Annotated in this window: 20 protein-coding genes; 7 read left to right on the top strand and 13 right to left on the bottom strand. The window is 74.7% G+C overall.

Features of this window, described 5'->3' with window-relative positions; translation table 11 throughout:
- Positions 1 to 22 precede the first annotated feature (22 nt).
- The gene (locus tag ACR9ZK_RS09095; RefSeq protein WP_481341576.1) at positions 23 to 925 is read left to right on the top strand and encodes a hypothetical protein; all 903 of its coding nucleotides are present in this window, start codon (positions 23 to 25) and stop codon (positions 923 to 925) included.
- Positions 926 to 973: 48 nt separating this feature from the next.
- On the opposite strand, the gene ACR9ZK_RS09100 is transcribed toward ACR9ZK_RS09095, so the two are convergent.
- Complete coding sequence (locus ACR9ZK_RS09100) at positions 974 to 2,140, bottom strand: sensor histidine kinase (RefSeq protein ID WP_481341577.1); 1,167 nt, start codon at positions 2,138 to 2,140, stop codon at positions 974 to 976.
- The gene (locus ACR9ZK_RS09105) at positions 2,140 to 2,919 is read right to left on the bottom strand and encodes a response regulator transcription factor (protein ID WP_481341578.1); all 780 of its coding nucleotides are present in this window, start codon (positions 2,917 to 2,919) and stop codon (positions 2,140 to 2,142) included. The genes ACR9ZK_RS09100 and ACR9ZK_RS09105 overlap by 1 nt, the downstream gene beginning before the upstream one ends.
- 171 nt (positions 2,920 to 3,090) lie before the next feature.
- On the opposite strand from ACR9ZK_RS09105, the gene ACR9ZK_RS09110 reads away from it, so the two are divergent.
- Positions 3,091 to 3,558, top strand: a complete 468-nt coding sequence (locus tag ACR9ZK_RS09110) for a hypothetical protein (protein WP_481341579.1) — start codon at positions 3,091 to 3,093, stop codon at positions 3,556 to 3,558.
- Between the two features lie 82 nt (positions 3,559 to 3,640).
- Here ACR9ZK_RS09110 and ACR9ZK_RS09115 read toward each other — a convergent pair whose 3' ends face one another.
- Positions 3,641 to 4,918 (bottom strand): NAD(P)/FAD-dependent oxidoreductase, encoded by a 1,278-nt coding sequence (locus tag ACR9ZK_RS09115; protein WP_481341580.1) that lies wholly within the window; start codon positions 4,916 to 4,918, stop codon positions 3,641 to 3,643.
- 188 nt (positions 4,919 to 5,106) lie between these two features.
- Here ACR9ZK_RS09115 and ACR9ZK_RS09120 point away from each other — a divergent pair, with 188 nt between their 5' ends.
- A complete protein-coding gene (locus ACR9ZK_RS09120) occupies positions 5,107 to 6,828 on the top strand; it encodes a helix-turn-helix domain-containing protein (protein WP_481341581.1) in 1,722 nt (573 codons plus the stop codon).
- Positions 6,829 to 6,867: 39 nt separating this feature from the next.
- Here the strand turns inward: ACR9ZK_RS09120 and ACR9ZK_RS09125 are convergent, their stop codons facing one another.
- Positions 6,868 to 7,302, bottom strand: a complete 435-nt coding sequence (locus tag ACR9ZK_RS09125) for a VOC family protein (protein ID WP_481341582.1) — start codon at positions 7,300 to 7,302, stop codon at positions 6,868 to 6,870.
- A gap of 149 nt (positions 7,303 to 7,451) precedes the next feature.
- Positions 7,452 to 7,643 carry a BldC family transcriptional regulator gene (locus ACR9ZK_RS09130; RefSeq protein WP_323102359.1) on the bottom strand — a complete coding sequence of 64 codons (192 nt, stop codon included), beginning with the start codon at positions 7,641 to 7,643 and terminating at the stop codon, positions 7,452 to 7,454.
- Between the two features lie 338 nt (positions 7,644 to 7,981).
- On the opposite strand from ACR9ZK_RS09130, the gene ACR9ZK_RS09135 reads away from it, so the two are divergent.
- The gene (locus ACR9ZK_RS09135) at positions 7,982 to 8,179 is read left to right on the top strand and encodes a DUF3073 domain-containing protein (RefSeq protein WP_481341583.1); all 198 of its coding nucleotides are present in this window, start codon (positions 7,982 to 7,984) and stop codon (positions 8,177 to 8,179) included.
- Between the two features lie 277 nt (positions 8,180 to 8,456).
- Here ACR9ZK_RS09135 and purM read toward each other — a convergent pair whose 3' ends face one another.
- From purM to ACR9ZK_RS09175, 8 genes are all read right to left on the bottom strand, one after another.
- The gene (gene purM / locus ACR9ZK_RS09140; RefSeq protein ID WP_481341584.1) at positions 8,457 to 9,587 is read right to left on the bottom strand and encodes a phosphoribosylformylglycinamidine cyclo-ligase; all 1,131 of its coding nucleotides are present in this window, start codon (positions 9,585 to 9,587) and stop codon (positions 8,457 to 8,459) included.
- 181 nt (positions 9,588 to 9,768) lie between these two features.
- On the bottom strand, positions 9,769 to 10,686 hold the full coding sequence (locus ACR9ZK_RS09145) for a hypothetical protein (protein WP_481341585.1): 918 nt from the start codon (positions 10,684 to 10,686) through the stop codon (positions 9,769 to 9,771).
- 226 nt (positions 10,687 to 10,912) lie between these two features.
- A complete protein-coding gene (gene purF, locus ACR9ZK_RS09150) occupies positions 10,913 to 12,475 on the bottom strand; it encodes an amidophosphoribosyltransferase (protein ID WP_481341586.1) in 1,563 nt (520 codons plus the stop codon).
- Positions 12,476 to 12,540: 65 nt separating this feature from the next.
- The gene (gene thpR, locus ACR9ZK_RS09155) at positions 12,541 to 13,110 is read right to left on the bottom strand and encodes an RNA 2',3'-cyclic phosphodiesterase (protein WP_481341587.1); all 570 of its coding nucleotides are present in this window, start codon (positions 13,108 to 13,110) and stop codon (positions 12,541 to 12,543) included.
- Between the two features lie 7 nt (positions 13,111 to 13,117).
- Positions 13,118 to 14,335 carry a CaiB/BaiF CoA transferase family protein gene (locus ACR9ZK_RS09160; protein ID WP_481341588.1) on the bottom strand — a complete coding sequence of 406 codons (1,218 nt, stop codon included), beginning with the start codon at positions 14,333 to 14,335 and terminating at the stop codon, positions 13,118 to 13,120.
- Positions 14,336 to 14,363: 28 nt separating this feature from the next.
- On the bottom strand, positions 14,364 to 14,609 hold the full coding sequence (locus tag ACR9ZK_RS09165) for a hypothetical protein (RefSeq protein ID WP_481341589.1): 246 nt from the start codon (positions 14,607 to 14,609) through the stop codon (positions 14,364 to 14,366).
- Entirely contained in the window at positions 14,606 to 14,986 is a 381-nt protein-coding gene (locus ACR9ZK_RS09170) for a sterol carrier family protein (protein ID WP_481341590.1), read from the bottom strand. Before ACR9ZK_RS09170 ends, ACR9ZK_RS09165 begins: the two co-directional genes overlap by 4 nt.
- 82 nt (positions 14,987 to 15,068) lie before the next feature.
- Positions 15,069 to 15,950 (bottom strand): LLM class flavin-dependent oxidoreductase, encoded by an 882-nt coding sequence (locus ACR9ZK_RS09175; protein ID WP_481341591.1) that lies wholly within the window; start codon positions 15,948 to 15,950, stop codon positions 15,069 to 15,071.
- 92 nt (positions 15,951 to 16,042) lie between these two features.
- Here ACR9ZK_RS09175 and ACR9ZK_RS09180 point away from each other — a divergent pair, with 92 nt between their 5' ends.
- The 3 genes from ACR9ZK_RS09180 to ACR9ZK_RS09190 are packed head-to-tail and all read left to right on the top strand — an operon-like array spanning position 16,043 to position 18,184.
- Positions 16,043 to 16,468 (top strand): VOC family protein, encoded by a 426-nt coding sequence (locus ACR9ZK_RS09180; protein ID WP_481341592.1) that lies wholly within the window; start codon positions 16,043 to 16,045, stop codon positions 16,466 to 16,468.
- Between the two features lie 25 nt (positions 16,469 to 16,493).
- Positions 16,494 to 17,312 carry a GNAT family N-acetyltransferase gene (locus ACR9ZK_RS09185; protein ID WP_481341593.1) on the top strand — a complete coding sequence of 273 codons (819 nt, stop codon included), beginning with the start codon at positions 16,494 to 16,496 and terminating at the stop codon, positions 17,310 to 17,312.
- Positions 17,309 to 18,184: a spermidine synthase gene (locus ACR9ZK_RS09190; protein ID WP_481341594.1), complete on the top strand. Its 876-nt coding sequence runs from the start codon at positions 17,309 to 17,311 to the stop codon at positions 18,182 to 18,184. Before ACR9ZK_RS09185 ends, ACR9ZK_RS09190 begins: the two co-directional genes overlap by 4 nt.
- Positions 18,185 to 18,192: the final 8 nt, after the last annotated feature.

Consider the following 18,192-nt stretch of genomic DNA (forward strand, 5'->3'; position numbering starts at 1 on the left):
TCCGTCGTCGGCAGCGTCAGATGTGTATAAGAGACAGGGCTCGCGCGGTCGGCAGCGTCACGCCGTCATCTGCTCGCGCATCCTCGTCGCCGCTGCCGCGTCGATCGCGCTCGGACTCGTCCCGGCCGCGCACACCCGACCGCCCGTGCCCGTCCCCGTGCTGCCGGCCGCGCCCGTCGCCCTCGTCCGGGCGCAGGCGCTCGTCACCGAGGCAGCGGGGCTCGTCACACCGCCCGACGCCGAGCCGACGGCTGCGGCCCTCGACCGTGCCGAGTCGCTGCTCGCCGACGCCTCCGCCGTCCTCGACGGGGTGCGCGACCCCCTGGGTGGCACCCTCGGGGTCGACGCCGTCCGCGCCCGTCTGGCCGGCGTCGCCGGGATGCTCGCGGCGGCGCGCCACCGGCTCCAGCCGGCGACCGGCGTGGTCGAGCCCCCTCGCGCCCCCGCTGGGGGCTCCCCGAGCACCGCCACCGCCGTCCGCGGGACCGGCCGCGGAGAGGGCGGCCCCGCCGGGACAGCGTCCGCCGGTACTCGCGGGTCCGGTGCGAGCACGCGTCACGACGGTGACGACGCTCGCGACGAGGCCGACGGCGGTGAGCGCTCCGGTCCGGGCCGGACGCGTGGGAGCACGAGCGGGGGCTCCGGCCTGTCCGCCACGCCCGAGTCGTCCGACAGGGAGCACTCGGGCGGCAGCGTCGGGGACGACGGGTCGGGGTCCCACGACGCGTCCGGCTCGGGCGACGACGCCGAGTCGGGCACGGACTCGCGCCGGGGTTCGAGCAGCGGTTCCGACAGCGGGTCGGACGGCGGGTCAGGCAGCGACTCAGGCAGCGGTTCCGACAGCGGCTCCGGCAGCGGCTCCGGCAGCGGCTCCGGCAGCGGCTCCGACAGCGGCTCGCCGGGCGACGGGCCGGGGTCCGACTGACACAGCCCGGAGAGGGCCGGGGGCACCGGCGTCGCTCCGCCGCCCCCGTCAGCGGGCCAGCTCGTCCGAGGACGCGTCGGCGGCCCGGCCGTGCAGCGGCGTCGGTCGTGGGGTCGCCGGCGCGCCGTCGAGGGGCAGGCGTACCTCGAAGCGGCAGCCCACCGCCGGCCCGGACCCGGGGCTCGCGTCGGACCTGCGTCCGTCGGACCTGACGACGACCGCCCCGCCTCCGCCGACGTTCGCCACCGTGACCGTGCCTCGGTAGGCGTCGACGAGGGCCGACACGATGGCCAGTCCGAGGCCGGCGCCGGCGGTACCCGTCGGCGTGCGCGCGGCGGACCCGCGGAAGCCGGGCTCGAAGACCCGGGGCAGCACGTCCTCCGGGATGCCGCCGCACGCGTCCGACACGGCGATCAGGGCGTCCGGGCCGTCGCACGACAGGTCCACGCGCACGGTGCTTCCCGGTGCGGTGTGTCGCACCGCGTTGCCGACGAGGTTGTCGACGACGCGCGTCAGGTCGCGCGGGTCCACCCTCGCCGTCGGGGTCCCGGTCGACGTGCCGCTGACGGTCACACCGGCCCGGGCCGCCACCGGGCGCGCCGCAGCCACGACGTCCGACACGAGGTCCACCAGGTCGACGAGCACGGGGTCGCGCCCGACGTCACCCGCCGTGATGCGCGAGAGGTCGAGCAGGTCACCGACCATGCCGTCGAGGCGTCCGATCTCGCGCCGCAGCTGGGCGAACGCGGCCGCCGGGTCGGGCACCACGGCGTCCTCGAGGGCGTCGGCCAGGGCCCGCATCGCGGCCAGCGGGCTGCGCAGGTCGTGGGAGACCCACGCGACCAGCTCGCGCCGTCGCTCCTCCACGACCTGGTCTCGCAGTCGGGCCTCCTGCGCGCGGGACACGGCGCGCCCGAGGTCCTGCACGTGCCGCGCGATGGCCCAGCCGGCGGCCACGGCGACCGGGACGGTCGCGAGCAGACCGAGGAGGACGAGCGAGGAGTCGTGCTCCGACAGCAGCATCGCCCGCGAGCTCGTGTAGATGCCGGCGCCGACGGCCAGGACCACGACGAGCGGCGCGGCGATGGCCGCCACGACGGCGGCCCGGACCGTGGGCCGACGGGTGGCGCGCCGGACGAGCATCGCGCCGAGGGAGCCGACGACCGTGGCCATGCCGGCCGACACGAGGACGGCCTGAACGCCGGTGCTGCCCATCAGAGTGCCCCCGCCGTGGCGTCGGGACCCGGCTGGGCCCGCGAGGCACGGGAGTCCCAGCGGTAGCCGACCCCGAACACCGTCACCAGCCGACGGGGCGCCGCCGGGTCGGTCTCGACCTTCTCGCGCACCCGGCGCACGTGGACCGTGACCGTCGACTCGTCGCCGTAGTCCCAGCCCCACACCGAGCGCATCAGCTCCGAACGGGTGAACACGCGTCCGGGGTGTCGGACGAACCAGGCCAGCAGGTCGAACTCCCTTGTCGTCAGGACCGGTTCGTCGTCACCGAGGTGGACGCGGCGACCGGTGACGTCGACGGTCAGGTCGCCGTCGACGAGCAGGTCCGGCGCGTCGGGCAGGCTCGCCCCACCGGCGCCCGGTGGCGGCGTCCCGACGCCGGGCACCACTCGGGACCGACGCAGGACCGACTCCACACGCAGGACGAGCTCGCGCGGGCTGAACGGTTTCGTGACGTAGTCGTCCGCCCCGAGCTCGAGCCCGGCGATGCGGTCGTGCTCCTCGCCTCGCGCCGTGAGCATGACGACCGGCAGGGCGGGGTGGGCCGCTCGGAGCCGGCGGCACACCTCGAGACCGTCGAGCCCCGGGAGCATGAGGTCCAGCAGGACGAGGTCGGGGCGCCGACGGGCGACGGAGGCGACCGCGTCTCGCCCGTCGGCCACGACCTCGACGCCGAACCCGGCACGGTCGAGGTAGGCGGCGACGACGCCCGAGACCGTCGGGTCGTCATCGACGACGAGCACGCGCTCCACCGGCTCCACGGGCTCAGGATAGGTCCGGCACGGCGTCGTCCGGGGTCGGGACGGACGCGTCGGGTGCCGACGTCAGCACCTCGTAAGGAGCTCGTAACGACGAGGTCATGGCACCCGCCCCGCCGCGCCACTTGAATCGAGGGCAACCCGGTCGCCCGACCGGTTCATCGAGGAGAACCCATGAAGCACAAGCGAACCCACCACCAGACCGTGCTCGCCGCCGTCGTCGCCGCGGGCGCTGCCGTCCTCGCCGTCGGCGTCGGGCCGGCCTCGGCCGGAGTCTCGGGGCCCGCCTTCTACGTCGACCACACGCTGTACCGGACGGTGGCCACGCCGACCGACCTGTCGGGCACCGGTGCGCCCGAGCAGAGCTACGACACGATCTACAGCTTCGGGACGCTGCAGCGCAGCGTCGCGACGTCGGCTCCCGGCTACGCCGACTTCAACGGCGGCCGCTGGGCCGTCCACGCCGTGACGGCCCCGCACGGGTACGCGGCGGCGCTGGCGTCCGGCGACCTGGACGGCAACGGCGTGCTCGACGCGACCGACGAGGTCGTGGCAGCCCTGTCGAGCGGCGACCTCGTCGACATCGGGGTCGTCAAGCGCTTCGTCTGCACCGTCAACCCGGTCCCGGCGTCGCAGGCCTGACGCGCCGCCTCGCCCCGGACGTGCGAGGGCCCGTCCGACGTGTCCGACGGACGGGCCCAGCACCCTCCCAGGTGCCTCCGCGTCAGCGGAGCGGGTTGAACGGACGCAGCTCGTCCGGCGTCACTCCGGTGACGATCTGCTCCGCGAGCAGACGGCCCGTGACCGGGCCGAGGGTGATGCCCCACATGCCGTGGCCACCGGCGACGAAGACCTTCGACGACCGCGTCGCGCCGATGAGCGGCAGGCCGTCGATGGTGCAGGGGCGCGAGCCGACCCACTCGTCCTGGCGCCGGTCGAGGTCGGCGCCCTTGAGCAGCGGCCGGGCCGCCTCGACGATGGCCCCGATGCGGCGCTGGTCGAGGGCCGCCTCGGGCCTGCGGAACTCCATCATGCCGGCGACCCGGAGGCGGTCACCGACCGGCGTGCACGCGACCCGCGCGGCCGGGAAGTAGACCGGACCGTTCGGCAGGTCCTCGACCTCGACGCTGAACGAGTAGCCGCGGCCGGCCTGGACGACGCGCTTGACCCCGAGCTCCCGGGCCAACCCGCCGAGCCAGGCACCGGTCGCGACGACGACCGCGTCGAAGGTCTCGGCGATGCCGTCCTCGTTCGTCAGCACGACGCCGGTGGCGGTGTCGACGATGGAGGCGATTTCGCTGCCCGTGAGGATCTTGCCGCCGCGGGCCACGACCGAGTCGGCCAGCGCGCCGACGAACGCGCCGGGGTTGATGAAGCGCTGGCCGTGCAGCACGATCGCCGCGCCGATCTCGTCGGACAGGGCCGGCTCGATGGCGCGGGCCTCGTCGCCGGTGAGGACGTCGAAGGCGATGTCGCCGCCGGACGCGTGGATGTGCTCGATCTCCTCGAGCAGCGTCTGGCGCTCCTCGGCGGTGCGGTAGGCGGCCGTGAACGACTTGGCCTCGTACGTCTCCGCGTCGACGCCGCCGTCCGTGAGGAGGTCGAAGCTCGCGAGCGATAGGTCGTTGACGGGGACGAGGGCGCCCATGGCCCGCTTCCACGCCTTCATCGTGCTGTGGCGGGTGAACCCGGTGACGAAGCGCAGGAAGTCGGGGTTCGCGCTCGGCGGCACGTAGACCGGCGACGTCGGCGACAGGACCGCCCGCAGGCCGTACCTGAGGACAGCCGGTTCGGGCAGCGGCGTGGCGATGCCCGGGGTCAGCCAGCCGGCGTTGCCCCAGGAGGCGCCGGCGGCGACACCCTCCCGGTCGATGACGGTGACCTCGACGCCACGCTCCTGGAGGAACCAGGCGGTGGCCAGGCCCACCATGCCGGCGCCGACGACGGCGACGCGGCCGGGGGCGGGGTGCGAGGACGGGACGGACGGGGTGCTGCCAGCCATGGGGTCGACTCCTGTTCGCGGGGTGCCGGAGGGCCTCGGTGGGGCGCGGCGGCACTGCGGTGGGGTGCGGCGCCGCCGGCGCCTGTCCCCCATGGTGCGACCGGCATCTCGTGGACCCTTGGTGCTGGCTCGCCACACTTCAGCCCCCTGGTTGTGCCCGCAGCACAACGGCGTGTCACCATGGGCGCATGGCTCCCCCGCGGGGCGCGTCGAGCCGCGCCGCCACCAGGACGTCCTCCACGAGCTCGGTCGGGCTGCCGGTCGCCCAGCTCGTCGGCACCATCGGCGGGGGCCTGCTCACCGTCGTCGTCGACGCGGGCGCAGGCACCGTGGACGACGTGACGCTCGCCGAGCCCGGCTCCGGCGTCTTCGGCCAGGCCGGTGACCTGCTCCTCGGCGTCGGCGTCGACCGGCCTGCGGACGCCGAGGCCCTGCTCGAGGGGGCGGCCGGCGTCGACGTCGGTGCCGTCGTGCTCCGACGCGCCGCGGCGCGGAACCCGCGGGTGCGCGCCGCCGCCAGACGACACGGTGTCGCCCTCGTCGAGCTGGCCGACCACGCCTCCTGGGCGCACGTCGTGTGGCTGCTGCGCGGCGTCCTGGACCGCGCCGCGAGCGGCCCCGCGCTCCGGGCCGAGGGTCCGGTGCTCGACGAGCTGTTCGCGCTCGCCGACGCCTGCGCGGGCCTCGTCGGCGGCCCGATCACCATCGAGGACACCCAGTCCCGGGTCCTCGCCTACTCCTCGGCGCAGGCCGTCGCCGACCCCGCCCGCGTGTCGACCATCGTCGGCCGCCGGGTGCCGGACGAGGTCATCGCGTCGCTGCGCGGCCGGGGCGTCTTCCGGCGCCTCGCGCGCTCCGACGAACCGTTCTTCGTCCCCGCCGGCCGGGACCTCGGCGCGCGCCTCGTCGTGCCGGTGCGCGCCGGGACCGAGTGGCTGGGCTCCATCTGGGCCGTCGTCGACGAGGAGCCGCCCGAGGCCGTGCGCCGCTCGCTGGGCCAGACCGCGTCGGTCGTCGCCCTCCACCTGCTCCGGCTGCGTTCCCAGGCCGACCTCGCCCGCCGCGTCGCTGCCGACCGGGTTCGGGCCGTGCTCAGCGGTGACAGCCTCGAGGCCGAGGGGTGGTTGCCCCCGCCGCCGTGGCGGGTCGCCGTCCTCGCCGGGGCGTACGAGGCGTCCGAGGCGTCAGGGGCACCGGCGGACGCCACGCCCGGCGGGCGCGGAGGCGGCACCGCGCGCGCCGGGAGCGGCGGCAGCAGGGCCGCCGGGGCCAGCGGGGGCGCCGGCGGCACCGGTGGTGCCACCGAACGCGAGCTCGACGTGTGGGAGTCGGCGGCGCGGCGGCGGTCCTGGCGCCAGCCGCTGCTGGCGATCTTCGACGGCGTCGCCCTCGTCCTCGTCCGTGACGTGCCCGGTGACTCGACGCCCGGCACGTGGGAGTGGCTGCTCGGGGTGGTGACGGAGGTCGCGCGCGTGAGCCCGACGGCGACCGCCAGCGCCGGTGGACGCGTCTCCCGCGTCGCACAGCTCGACCGGTCCCGGCGGGAGGCCACCGAGGTGCAGCGGCTGCGCGAGGCCGGGCGCGTCCACGGGACGACGGTCACGGTCGAGGACGCCTGGGCCGCCGTGACCAACGCCCGTGCGCTCGGCGGCATCTGGACCGAGGAGCTGCTGGGCCCGGTCGAGACCCTGCGCCAGCACGACGAGCAGCACGGGACGGCCTACCTCGAGACGGTCGCCGCCTGGCTCGACCACCCGGGGGACCCCCGCGCGGCGGCCCGGGCCGTGCACGTGCACCCGAACACGCTGCGCTACCGGATGCAGCGGCTGTCCGACGTCGTCGACCTCGACCTGCACGACCCCGAGACGCGCCTCGCGCTGCGCCTGCAGCTGCGGGCCCTCGGCCACTGAGGCCGGCCGCCCATGGGGGCCGGCTGGGGTGGTGACCGGTCACTCGCCCAGGTGGACCGTGCCGTCCGAGTCGACGCGGAACCCGGGGTTGTGCACGAAGTCCCAGCGGAAGCCGTCGGGGTCCGCGACACAGGCGCTCGTGCCGCCCCACTCACGCAGGGCCGGGGCCGTGACGCTCGTCGCGCCGGCCGCCACGGCTGCGTCGTGGAGCCGTTCGACTTCCTCCGCGCGAACAACGTTGTGTCCCAGCGACATCGGTGGCGCCTGCGTGCCGTGCCCGACGTCGCCGTACTCGCTCGGCATCGAGGTCACGTTCCACAGCGCGAGCACCTGACCCGGGGCGCACTGCACGAAGGCGATCTCGCCGCGCAGGTGCAGCACCGGCCGGAACCCGAGCCCGTCGACGTAGAAGTCGCGGGACGCCTCGACGTCGCGGACGCCGAGGGTGATGGCGCTGATCTCCGGAGTCGTCATCCCCCGACCCTAGAGCGCGCCCCTGACGCCGCCACGTCCACGCCGAGCAGCCGGGTGGTGGGCCGCAGGCGCAGGGTGAGGCAGGTGGAGGGGCGCACGTCGGCGCCCCTCCCCTGGTTCGTCGGCCGGTACCCCCCAGTCCCGGTCGGTCAGTGCCCGCCGCCCAAGAGCTCGCGAACCTCGGACTCCCGGTACCGGCGATGCCCGCCGAGGGTCCGGATCGAGGTCAGCTTGCCGGCTTTGGCCCATCGGGTGACCGTCTTCGGGTCGACCCTGAAGAGGGCCGCGACCTCAGCAGGCGTGAGCAGTTTTTCGGTGTCGTGCCGATCCTGAGTCGTCATTGTCATATCCCCACCACCCTGTCGCTAGGTGCAGCGACACGCATGTGCCCCAACCGGGGCTCAGTAAAGCAAGAGTAAAGTCTCGAGCGCCTGAATGGCAGTTAAACCCCGAAAGTCTCATATCGGCACGAGCGTCGGAGCCATGGTGTATACCACGGCTCGTTCCCGTCGACGCGGCTCGATCGCCGGGGTGGACGCGGGCACGATTTGCCTCGCTCATGTAGCGTTAGCACCACGCAGACACCACACATCCCGGGGCCGCTACGCGGAAGACGGAGAGCCGAAGGTCTCCCCGCCGAGCGATGCCGCCCCGGCACGACGCATGAGGGGGTCACGCCATGGGGCGCGGCCGAGCCAAAGCCAAGCAGACCAAGGTCGCACGGCAGCTCAAGTACTACACGCCGAACACGGACTTGAGCGCGCTGGAGCGCGAGCTGCACGGCTCGTCTCAGCGGGACGGAGACAACGAGTCGCCGTCCCTGAACAGCGAGAACGAGTACGACGAGTACGGGAAGTGGGCGTCGGGCGAGCGGTGAGCTCGCCCCCTCCAGTCCTCACGACAGGTGCCGGGTGACTCGTCACCCGGCACGTGGTCGTCCTCGCGGCACCGACGCGCTGTCGTCCCTCGATGGGTCCCGGAAGCTCTGAGCCGGGGCTCGTCCCCCCTTGGGCCTTCACGGCCGTCCGCATGCGTCCTTCGCAGGCTGCGTCGCGCCCGGGCATCCCGTGCTGGCCGTGCTGGCCGTGCTGGCCGCAGGCGGATGGAGGACGTCGCGGGCCGACCGGCGCCGTTCGCGTCCGGCGCGGCCCGGTTCAGGGCGCCGGGTGCGACCCGACCACCTGGACGGCGCCCCCCTCGACGCCCTTCGCCCCACGGACGACCTCGACGTCCGGGACGATCATGCCGGTGGTGGTGGCGGTCTCCTCCGTCGTCACCTCGCCGAGGCGCCACGCAGCGATGCCGGCCGCCCGGCTCAGCTCGACCGCTCGGGCGGCGTGGGCCTCGGGCAGCACCGCGACGAACCCGACACCCTGGTTGAGGGTGCGCTCGACGTCGGCCTGGGGCACGCGTCCGAGGTCCTGCACGGTGCGGAAGACCGCGGGAGGCGTCCACGTGGACCGGTCGAGCCGCGCGAACGTACCGGCCGGCAGGACCCGGGCCAGGTTGGCCGCGAGCCCACCGCCGGTGACGTGGCTCAGGGCGTGCACGTCGACGTCGTCGTCACCGATGAGCGCGAGCAGCGGCCGGGTGTAGATGCGGGTCGGCTCGAGCAGCTCCTCGCCGAGCGTGCGGCCGAAGTCGTCGACGTGCCGGTCCAGGGCCCAGCCGGCGCTCTGGACGACGCGACGCACGAGGCTGTAGCCGTTGCTGTGCAGGCCGCTGCTCGCGAGCGCCACCACGACGTCGCCGTCGGCCACGCGCTGCGGGCCGAGGACGTCGGCGAACTCGACGACACCGGTGGCCGCGCCCGCGACGTCGTACTCGTCGGGCTCGAGCAGTCCGGGGTGCTCGGCGGTCTCGCCACCGACGAGGGCGACGCCCGCCTCCTCGCACGCCCGGGCGATGCCACCGACGATGGCCGCGACGCGCTCTGGCACGACCTTGCCCGTGGCGATGTAGTCGGTCATGAACAGGGGCTCGGCGCCGCACACGACGATGTCGTCGACGACCATCCCGACGAGGTCGAAGCCGATCGTGTCGTGGCGGTCGAGCGCTTGGGCGATCGCCACCTTGGTGCCGACGCCGTCGGTGCTCGTGGCGAGGATCGGACGCGTCATACGGGCGATCGCACTCGCGTCGAACATGCCGGCGAAGCCGCCCAGCCCACCGACCACCTCGGGTCGCGTCGCGCGTCGGACCGACGCCTTCATCAGCTCGACGGCCTTGTCACCCGCCTCGACGTCCACTCCGGCTGAGGCATACGTGATGGGGGCGTCGCTCACGGCCCCCAGCCTACCGGCGCTCCTCGGCTCCCCCGTCCGCCGTCCGCCGGTCAGCGGCCCTCTCTGCCCCCTCCTCTCGTCCGCGGTCGAGGTGATCGCTCGTGCCCGACCGCGACGAAGCATCTCGACTCCGAAGGGAGGCCGTGTGCCGAGGTATCCGCTCGCCGCACCGAGCGAGGAATCACCTCCACCGAGACGTTGCGAGGCCGAGAGCGACCTGCTGCATGAACGCGTCCTCGTGCAGGCGCAGACCGACCAGGTCGATTCGCAGGACCCTGTCGCCGGTGAGGACGACCGCGTTGCGACTGAGGTTGTCGACGCTGACGGCGAGCCCCTCGCGGTGCTGCATGCCGTCGACCTCGACCACCAGTCCCCGCGTGTGCCAGCGGACGTCGAGGTAGATCCGGCCGCGGGGCCCCTGGCGCACGACCTGGCGCGAGGGCTCCGGCAGACCCCGTGCCCGGCACAGCCGCGCGAAGTCGAGCTCGCCGAGCGACTCGACGCCGAGCGCCACGTCCCGGACGACGCCCTTGATGAAGGCGCGCCGCGGGCGTCCGAGGCACGAGGCGACGGCCACCTGGAGCGCCGCCGCGGTCGTCAACCGCTGCTGCACGGCCATGAGCAGGACCAGGGCGGCCTGCCGGTCACTCACGGCCCATCCGGCAGCCCGGACCGCCGCGACATCCGGTCGCGTGCGAGGGACGCCGACGCCGAGGACCTCGTCGTCGAGGCGCCGGATGAGCTTGTGGACGCGGACGCCATCGAGTCGGGGGACGTCGTGGCTGTGGCGGACGGACAGGTGGAGCAGCTCCTCGTCGAAGCCCGTCAGGCCGGAGGCGACCAGGCTCGTGACACCGTCGAGCACGGCGATGCGCTCACCCACCTCCCAGATGGCCGACCAGGCCCTGGCCACGGCCGGCAGCGGGCCGCGGTGCACGGCGACGGCCTGCCTGCCCACTGCCAGCCAGCGCTCGGCGGCGACCTCGTTGCGGACGTGGTCGTGCGTGATCCCGAGCTCGCGCAGCTGTCGGCGGGACACCACTCCCCCGTGGGCTGCGGCTGCGGCCGAGGCCATGGCTCGGCGTGCGGAACCGGTCACGGGTCCGATGGTCGACGAGGGCGGCGCGTCGGCGCACGGGCACGGAGGCGTCTGTGGACGGCTCGCCACCCGTCGCCGGGGTTGTGGACGACCGAGCCGGCCCGCCGGTCGAGGTGATAAGTCGCACCCGGGCGCGAGCAGATACCTCGAATCGATCGGTGAGCCCGAGGGTGGAGGTGATTCGTCGCGCCTGAGCGCGAGCAGATACCTCGAACCGCAGAGGGGGTCAGGGGTGCTGCAGGGCGCTCTCGCCGCCGACGGCGACCCCGAGACTGACGCCCTCGACGTCGACGGAGCGGTCGTGACCGGTGCGGACCGTGAGCGGCAGGGTCTCGAGCACGTGCTTGCCGATGTGGCCGTCCTCGGGCAGCTCGATCGGGTACCGGCCGGTGAAGCAGGCCGTGCACAGCTGCTCGCGCGGCTGGTGGGTCGCCGCGATCATGCCGTCCTCGGAGATGTAGCCGAGCGAGTCGGCGCCGATCGACGCGCGGATCTCCTCGGTCCCGAGGCCCGTGGCGATGAGCTCGGCCCGGGTCGCGAAGTCGATGCCGTAGAAGCACGGCCACTGGACGGGCGGCGAGCTGATGCGCACGTGCACCTCGGCGGCGCCGGCCTCGCGCAGCATCCGGATCTGGGCGCGCTGGGTGTTGCCCCGCACGATGGAGTCGTCGACGACGACGAGGCGCTTGCCGCGGATCGTGTGCTCGAGCGGGTTGAGCTTGAGCCGGATGCCGAGCTGGCGCAGCGTCTGCGAGGGCTGGATGAAGGTGCGCCCGACGTACGCGTTCTTGACGAAGCCCTGGCCGAACGGGATGCCGCTCTCCTGCGAGTAGCCGACGGCGGCCGGTACGCCCGACTCCGGGACGCCGATGACGAGGTCGGCGTCGACGGCGTGCTCGCGTGCGAGGACGCGGCCCATCTCGACCCGCGCCTCGTGCACGACACGGTTGCGGATGACGGCATCGGGGCGCGCGAGGTAGACGTACTCGAAGACGCAGCCCTTCGGCTGCGGCTCGGCGAACGTGTGCGAGCGCAGCCCGTTCTCGTCGATGGCGATGAGCTCGCCGGGCTCGATCTCGCGGATGACGGAGGCGCCGATGGTCTGCAGCGCTGCGGTCTCGGACGCGACGACCCAGCCCCGCTCGAGGCGGCCCAGGGCGAGCGGGCGCACGCCCCACGGGTCGCGCGCGGCGTACAGCGTCTGCTCGTCCATGAAGACGAAGGAGAAGGCGCCCCGCAGCTTCGGCAGCAGCTCGAGGGCGGCCTGCTCGGGGGTACGGTCCTCGTCGGCGGCCAGCAGCGTCGTGACGAGCGCCGTGTCGGAGGTGTTGCCCCGGGCGAGCTCGCCGGTGACGCGCGCACCGCCGAAGTGCTCGTCGACGAGGGCCTTGAGCTCGACGGTGTTGATGAGGTTGCCGTTGTGGGCCAGGGCGATCGTGCTGTGGCCGGTGCCGCCGAGCGTGGGCTGCGCGTTCTCCCACGTCGACCCGCCGGTCGTCGAGTACCGCGTGTGCCCGATGGCGAGGTGCCCCCGCAGCGAGCTGAGGGCGGTCTCGTCGAAGACCTGCGACACGAGGCCCATGTCCTTGTAGACGAGGATCTTCTCGCCGTCGCCGGTCGCGATGCCCGCGGACTCCTGGCCGCGGTGCTGCAGCGCATAGAGCCCGAAGTACGTCAGCTTCGCGACGTCCTCTCCCGGGGCCCAGACGCCGAAGACCCCGCAGGCGTCCTGCGGGCCCTTCTCGCCGGGGATGAGGTCATGGTTCAGTCGACCGTCGCCGCGTGCCACTGCCCCAGTGTCGCACAGCCGGCAGCCTCGCCCGGACGCGTGCGGCCCGGGTGGACGCGTCGTGCTCAGTCGGCGGGAGCCCGCAGGGGCAGCGCCGCGAGCACCTCGTACCGGGGGCGACGACCCCGCCCCTGCCCGAGGTGCGACTCGACGAGCACGACCTCCTCGGCCCGCCACGTCGGGCCCTCGTACGCCTCGAAGGCGCGCAGCCAGCGCGTCGCCTCGGCCGGCCGCCGGAAGCGCCCGAGCGTGACGTGCGGGTGGAACCGCGTGCCGTCGGGCGTGGCCCCGACGCCGTTGGCGGCGCCGCGGGCGTTCCTGGCGAGGGCGTCGAGGTCGCCGTGCAGCTGTTCGACACCGACCCACAGCACGCGTGCGGCATACGGGTTGGGGAAGGCCCCCGCGCCCGCGAGCCGCAGGACGAGCGGGTCCCGGCGCGAGGCGGCCGCGCCGAGGGCCTCGGTGAGGTCGTCGAGCCGGTGCTCGGGGACCGCGCCGAGGAACGCCAGGGTGACGTGCCACTGGTGCGGGTCGGTCCACCGCAGGTCACCGCCGGCCTCGCGCCGCGGCTCGACCTGCGCCGCGAGGTCCTCCAGGGCGTGGGTGGGAGGAACGACCGCGACGAAGAGCCTCACGACGCCGTCACCGCGCCGTCCGTGTCGTCCCCGACGCGTCCGGCGCCTCCGACGCATCCGAGGCGTCCGGCGCCTCGAGCGCCGCGCCGGAGGCCAGCAGGCCCTCGACGTCGGGCACCCCCCACGCGGCGAGGGCGGCGCGCGTGTCTGCACCGACCGCCGAGGGCGGCGTCGTCAGGTACGCCGGGGTGCGTGAGAACCGCGGCGCCGGGGCGGGCTGCACGACGCCGTGGTGCTCGACGTACGTGCCACGCGCGGCCAGGTGCGGGTGGGCCGGCGCCTCCGCGTACGACAGCACCGGCTCGACGCAGGCGTCGGTGCCCTCGAAGAGCTCGGTCCAGGCGTCGCGGCTGCGGGTCCGGAACGTGTCGGCGAGGAGGGCGCGCAGCGCCGGCCACGCGGCGGGGTCCGACCGGCTCGGCGCCGTGTCGGAGAGGCCGAGCAGCTCGAGGAACGTGTCGTAGAAGCCCTGCTCGAGCGGGCCGACCGCCATCCAGCCGCCGTCGCTCGTCTCGTACACGTCGTAGAACGGGGCACCGGTGTCGAGCAGGTTGGTGCCCCGCCGTCCGCTCCACAGGCCCGCCCCGAGGAGTCCGAGGACGAGCGAGGAGACGTGCGCCGTGCCGTCGACGATCGCCGCGTCGACGACCTGCCCGCGCCCGCTCGCGCGCGCCTCGAGCAGCGCTGCGAGCACGCCCACGACGAGGTAGAGCGCCCCGCCGCCGAAGTCACCGACGAGGTTGACCGGCACCTGCGGCGGGCCGCCGGCGCGGCCGATCGCTCCGAGCGCCCCCGTGACGGCGATGTAGCCGATGTCGTGCCCGGCGGCCTGGGCGAGGGGCCCGTCCTGGCCCCAGCCGGTCATCCGTCCGTAGACGAGGCGCGGGTTGCGCTCCAGGCACGCGTCGGGGCCCAGGCCGAGGCGCTCCGCGACGCCGGGGCGGTAGCCCTCGACGAGGACGTCGGCCCGCTCGACGAGGTGCAGCGCGGCCCCGAGCCCGTCGGGGTGCTTGAGGTCGAGCGCGACGGAGGGGCGACCGCGTCGGAGCAGGTCGCGCTCGGGGTCGAGGGGCACGGGCAACGGCGACAGGCCCGGCCGGTCGACCCGGATGACGTCGGCGCCGAGGTCGGCCAGGAGCATGGCTGCGAACGGCGACGGGCCGATGCCGGCCAGCTCGACGACGCGGACCCCGGCCAGCGGCCCACCGCGCGGTGCGATGGTCACGACGCGCGCACGCCGGCGCCCCGGCCGGTCACGAGCCGTCGCGGCCCGTGCGGTCGAGCAGGAGCGCGACGATGCCGGCGAGGCCCGCCCCGAGGAAGACCCCCAGGGCGCCGAGGAACAGCACCGCCGTCCCGACGTCGTAGGACCTGGTCAGCGAGTAGCTGGGTCCGCCCGGCTCGCGCAGCCCGACCACCACGCCGACGACGAGCCCGACGAGGGCCCCGGTGACGAGGAAGCGCTTGAAGTTCGGGGTGCGGGGGACGTCGGGACTCACGGGCCCAGCGTAAGCGAGGCCAACGGCAGCAGGCCCTCGAGGTGGGCTCGCTGGCCGCTCGCCCGGACGCGGGAGGCGTCGACGGCCTCGTCCCACGCGAGGTCGCCGACGGCCAGCCGCAACCACGTGTCGGCGTCGGTCTCGATGACGTTGGGCGGGGTCCCGCGCCGGTGCACCGGGCCCTCGATGCACTGGGCGGCCCCGAACGGCGGGACACGGACCTCGACGGTGCGCCCCGGGGCGACCGAGGCCAGCTCCTCGAGGGTGTACCGCACGGCGGTCGCGATGGTCTGGCGGTCGGCGGCGAAGTCGGCCCTGCGGCAGGCCTCGAGCGCGGCCCGGCCGGCGTCGACGGGGGTGCGTCGGCGTGGGGGCATGGCCGCCAGCCTAGCCGCGGGACAGACACCCACCGGGCCGCCCCGGGGCGCGAGGCCCGGCGAGGGACCGGGCCCGTCGGAGTCACCGCAGGCGCGGGATGACGCCGGTGACGACGGCGTCGAGGACGGCGCGCGTGCCGGCGAAGGGCCCGGACCGACGCGGCCAGTGCGTGATGACGTCGGTGAAACCGAGCTCGGCGGCGCGCCCGACGGCGTCCTCGAACGCGTCGGCACTGCTCAGCGAGAAGGTCGGGGCGCTGTCGAGGTTGAGGTACCGGTCGAGGCTGCCGGGGTCGCGACCGGACGCCTCGAGCGCCTCCTCGACGACGCGGCAGTGGCCGGCGACGAGGTGCCACCATGCGGTGTCGGTGTCGGCCGTGCCGCCGTAGGTCATCCAGCCGTCGCCACGGTGCACCGCGAGGCGGATGGAGCGCGGGCCGTTCGCCGCGACGACGAGCGGAACCCGATGCCCGCCGGGCAGGCCACGCACCGGTCCGGGACGCGTCTGGACGTCGTGCGCGGCGTAGAAGCGTCCCTGCGCCGTGACGCGCTCCTCGCGCAGCAGCCGGTCGACCAGCTCGGTGAACTCGTGGAACCGCTCGACGCGCTGCCTGAGCGGCAGGTCCTCGCCCATGATCCGGGAGTCGAGGTCGCCCCCGCTGCCGACGCCGAGGAGGAACCGGCCACTGGAGATGTCGTCGAGGGCGAGCACCTCCCGCATGAGCTGGACCGGGTGGTGGTTGTTCGGCGAGGACACGAAGGTGCCGAGGCGTGCCCTCGACGTCACGGCTGCGGCGGCCGCCAGCGTCGGCACGGCGGCGAACCACGGCGAGTCGGGCAGGCCCTCCCACGTGACGTGGTCGAAGGTCCACAGGTGGTCGAAGCCCATCGCGTCGGCCTCCCGCCACATCGGCTCGGCCACGGACCAGGCGTGCTCGGGCAGGATCGTCAGACCGAAGCGCATCCCCTGACGGTAGCCGCCGGCCGGACCGTTGCCGCCGTCGGTGCAGGGTCGTAGCGTCGGACCACCAGAACGGGCACGTCGAAGGAGCCACCATGTCCAACCTCGTCGTCCACTTCGAGATCCACGGTTCGGACCCCGAGCGCCTCGCCGACTTCTACGGCCAGCTGCTCGGCTGGTCGTTCCAGCAGTTCGGCGACATGCCGTACTGGGCCATCGACACCGGCGAGGAGTCCATGCGCCAGGGCGGGGCGGGTCACGGCATCAACGGCGGGCTGACCCAGCGGCAGGGCCCGGCACCCGAGAAGGGTGGCCCGGTCAGCGGCGCCAACCTCGTCGTCGCGGTCGACGACGTCGACGGCCTGTTCGCCCGCGGGCTGGAGCTCGGCGGCACCGAGGCCCTGGCACCGGCGGACATGCCGGGTGTCGGCCGCCTCGCCTACCTGCACGACCCCGACGGCAACGTCTTCGGCCTCATCTCCCCCGTGATGTCCGACGGCACGACCGCGATGGGGTCCTGACACGGCGTCCTCCTACGCTGGGCCCGTGACGCTCGACCGGAGGCCCGACGACGCCTCGCCCTGGGACGACGCCGCGGTGCTCGCCGCGTCGAACGCGTGGGCGTGGGTGCCTGCCTTTGCCCGCAGCGTCGCCACCGACGAGTACCTCGTCGTCGCCTACCCCCCGACGTTCCTGACGCCGACGGGGGCGCGCGTCGTCGAGTCCGAGCGCGACCCGCGCGACCTCGTCGACGAGGTGCACGCGGTCGCCCGCGACCTCGGCCGCGACCGGCTGTGGTGGACGGTCTCGGACACGACGCGTCCGGAGGGGCTCGAGGCCGAGGTCGTGCGTCGCGGCGGCAGGGTCGTCGAGCGGATGGACGTGCTCGCCCTCGACCTGTCGCAGGGCCGGCTGCCCGACCTCGGGGTGCCCGCCGACGTCACGGTGCGGCGCGTCGCCGACCGGACCGACGTGGTCGAGTCGCTCGTCCTGAGCCAGCTCGCGTTCGGCGGCGACGTGCCGGACGACGCGGAGGTGGACCTGGCCCTCGACGAGGTCGAGCGCGGCCTCGCCGAGGGGTCGGGCGGTCGCGTCCTCGCCTCGGTCGAGGGCCGGGCGGCGAGCACGGGCGGGTGGACGCTCGTCGGTCCGGTCGCACGGTTCTGGGGCGCCGGCACCCACCCGGACCTGCGCGGACGCGGAGCGTACCGGGCCGTGCTGGAGGCACGGTTGCGGCGCGTGCTCGAGCGGGGCGCCACCCTCGCCCTGACGCACGGACGCGTCGACACGTCCTCACCGATCCTGCGCTCCGTCGGCTTTCGCCGCTACGGCGAGCAGCGCCAGCTCGTCGTCGACCTCACGTGAGCGCCCGCGGCCGCCGGGCCGGGCCCACCGACGACGCCGCGGGCCGGGGCGGCGGCGCCGGTCCCTCCCGGCGCATCACCCTCGAGTGGGACGACCGCGGCGGGGTCACGGTGCACATGGACGGCTCGCCCCAGTCGCACGTGCAGCCGCAGGACCCCACCGTCCTCGTCTTCGAGTACGTCCAGCACCTCGCGCTCGTCCTCGACGCGCTCGTCCCGGAGCCTCCTGCGCCGCTCGCCGTGACGCACGTCGGGGGCGCGGGGCTGACGCTGCCGCGGTACGTCGAGGCGACGCGGCCGGGCTCGCCGCAGATCGTCCTCGAGCCGGATGCCGAGCTGACCGCCCTCGTCCGCGAGCAGGTGCCGCTCCCCCGACGGCACCGCATCCGCGTGCGCCCCGTCGACGGGCTCACCGGCGTCGCGGGCCTGCGCGACGCGTCGGCCGCGGTTCTCGTGACCGACGCGTACGCCGCCGGACGCGTCCCCGGCGAGCTCGTCGGGTCGGCCTACGCCACGCACGTGGCGCGGGTTCTCGGCACCGATGGCCTGGCGCTGTGGAACCTCGCCGACGAGCCGGGGCTGCGCTGGGTGTCGCGCGTCGTGGCGACGGCCCGGCAGGTCCTGCCGCACGTCGCGCTCCTGGCCACGCACGAGGTGCTCAAGCGTCGACGGTTCGGCAACGTCGTCCTCGTCGCGTCGGGCTCGCCGCTGCCGGTCGAGCGGCTGCGCCGCGACGTCGCCCGCGCCCCGCTCCCGACGGGGCTGCGGGCCGGGGTCGAGCTCGACCGTCTCTGCGCGGGCGCGAAACCCTTCGGCGACAAGGGGATCGGCAGCCCCGAGCCGCCGGATGCCACCGGCTGGCGTGTCGTCTGACACGCGTG

Source organism: Monashia sp. HAY1-5C (assembly GCF_056755255.1).

Excerpts from the sequence above, each read along its gene's own strand:
- ACR9ZK_RS09100 (WP_481341577.1), bottom strand. The coding sequence starts at position 2,140 with ATGGGCAGCACCGGCGTTCAGGCCGTCCTCGTGTCGGCCGGCATGGCC.
- ACR9ZK_RS09110 (WP_481341579.1), top strand. The coding sequence starts at position 3,091 with ATGAAGCACAAGCGAACCCACCACCAGACCGTGCTCGCCGCCGTCGTC.
- ACR9ZK_RS09115 (WP_481341580.1), bottom strand. The coding sequence starts at position 4,918 with ATGGCTGGCAGCACCCCGTCCGTCCCGTCCTCGCACCCCGCCCCCGGC.
- ACR9ZK_RS09120 (WP_481341581.1), top strand. The coding sequence starts at position 5,107 with ATGGCTCCCCCGCGGGGCGCGTCGAGCCGCGCCGCCACCAGGACGTCC.
- ACR9ZK_RS09125 (WP_481341582.1), bottom strand. The coding sequence starts at position 7,302 with ATGACGACTCCGGAGATCAGCGCCATCACCCTCGGCGTCCGCGACGTC.
- ACR9ZK_RS09130 (WP_323102359.1), bottom strand. The coding sequence starts at position 7,643 with ATGACGACTCAGGATCGGCACGACACCGAAAAACTGCTCACGCCTGCT.
- ACR9ZK_RS09135 (WP_481341583.1), top strand. The coding sequence starts at position 7,982 with ATGGGGCGCGGCCGAGCCAAAGCCAAGCAGACCAAGGTCGCACGGCAG.
- ACR9ZK_RS09170 (WP_481341590.1), bottom strand. The coding sequence starts at position 14,986 with ATGCCCCCACGCCGACGCACCCCCGTCGACGCCGGCCGGGCCGCGCTC.
- ACR9ZK_RS09175 (WP_481341591.1), bottom strand. The coding sequence starts at position 15,950 with ATGCGCTTCGGTCTGACGATCCTGCCCGAGCACGCCTGGTCCGTGGCC.
- ACR9ZK_RS09180 (WP_481341592.1), top strand. The coding sequence starts at position 16,043 with ATGTCCAACCTCGTCGTCCACTTCGAGATCCACGGTTCGGACCCCGAG.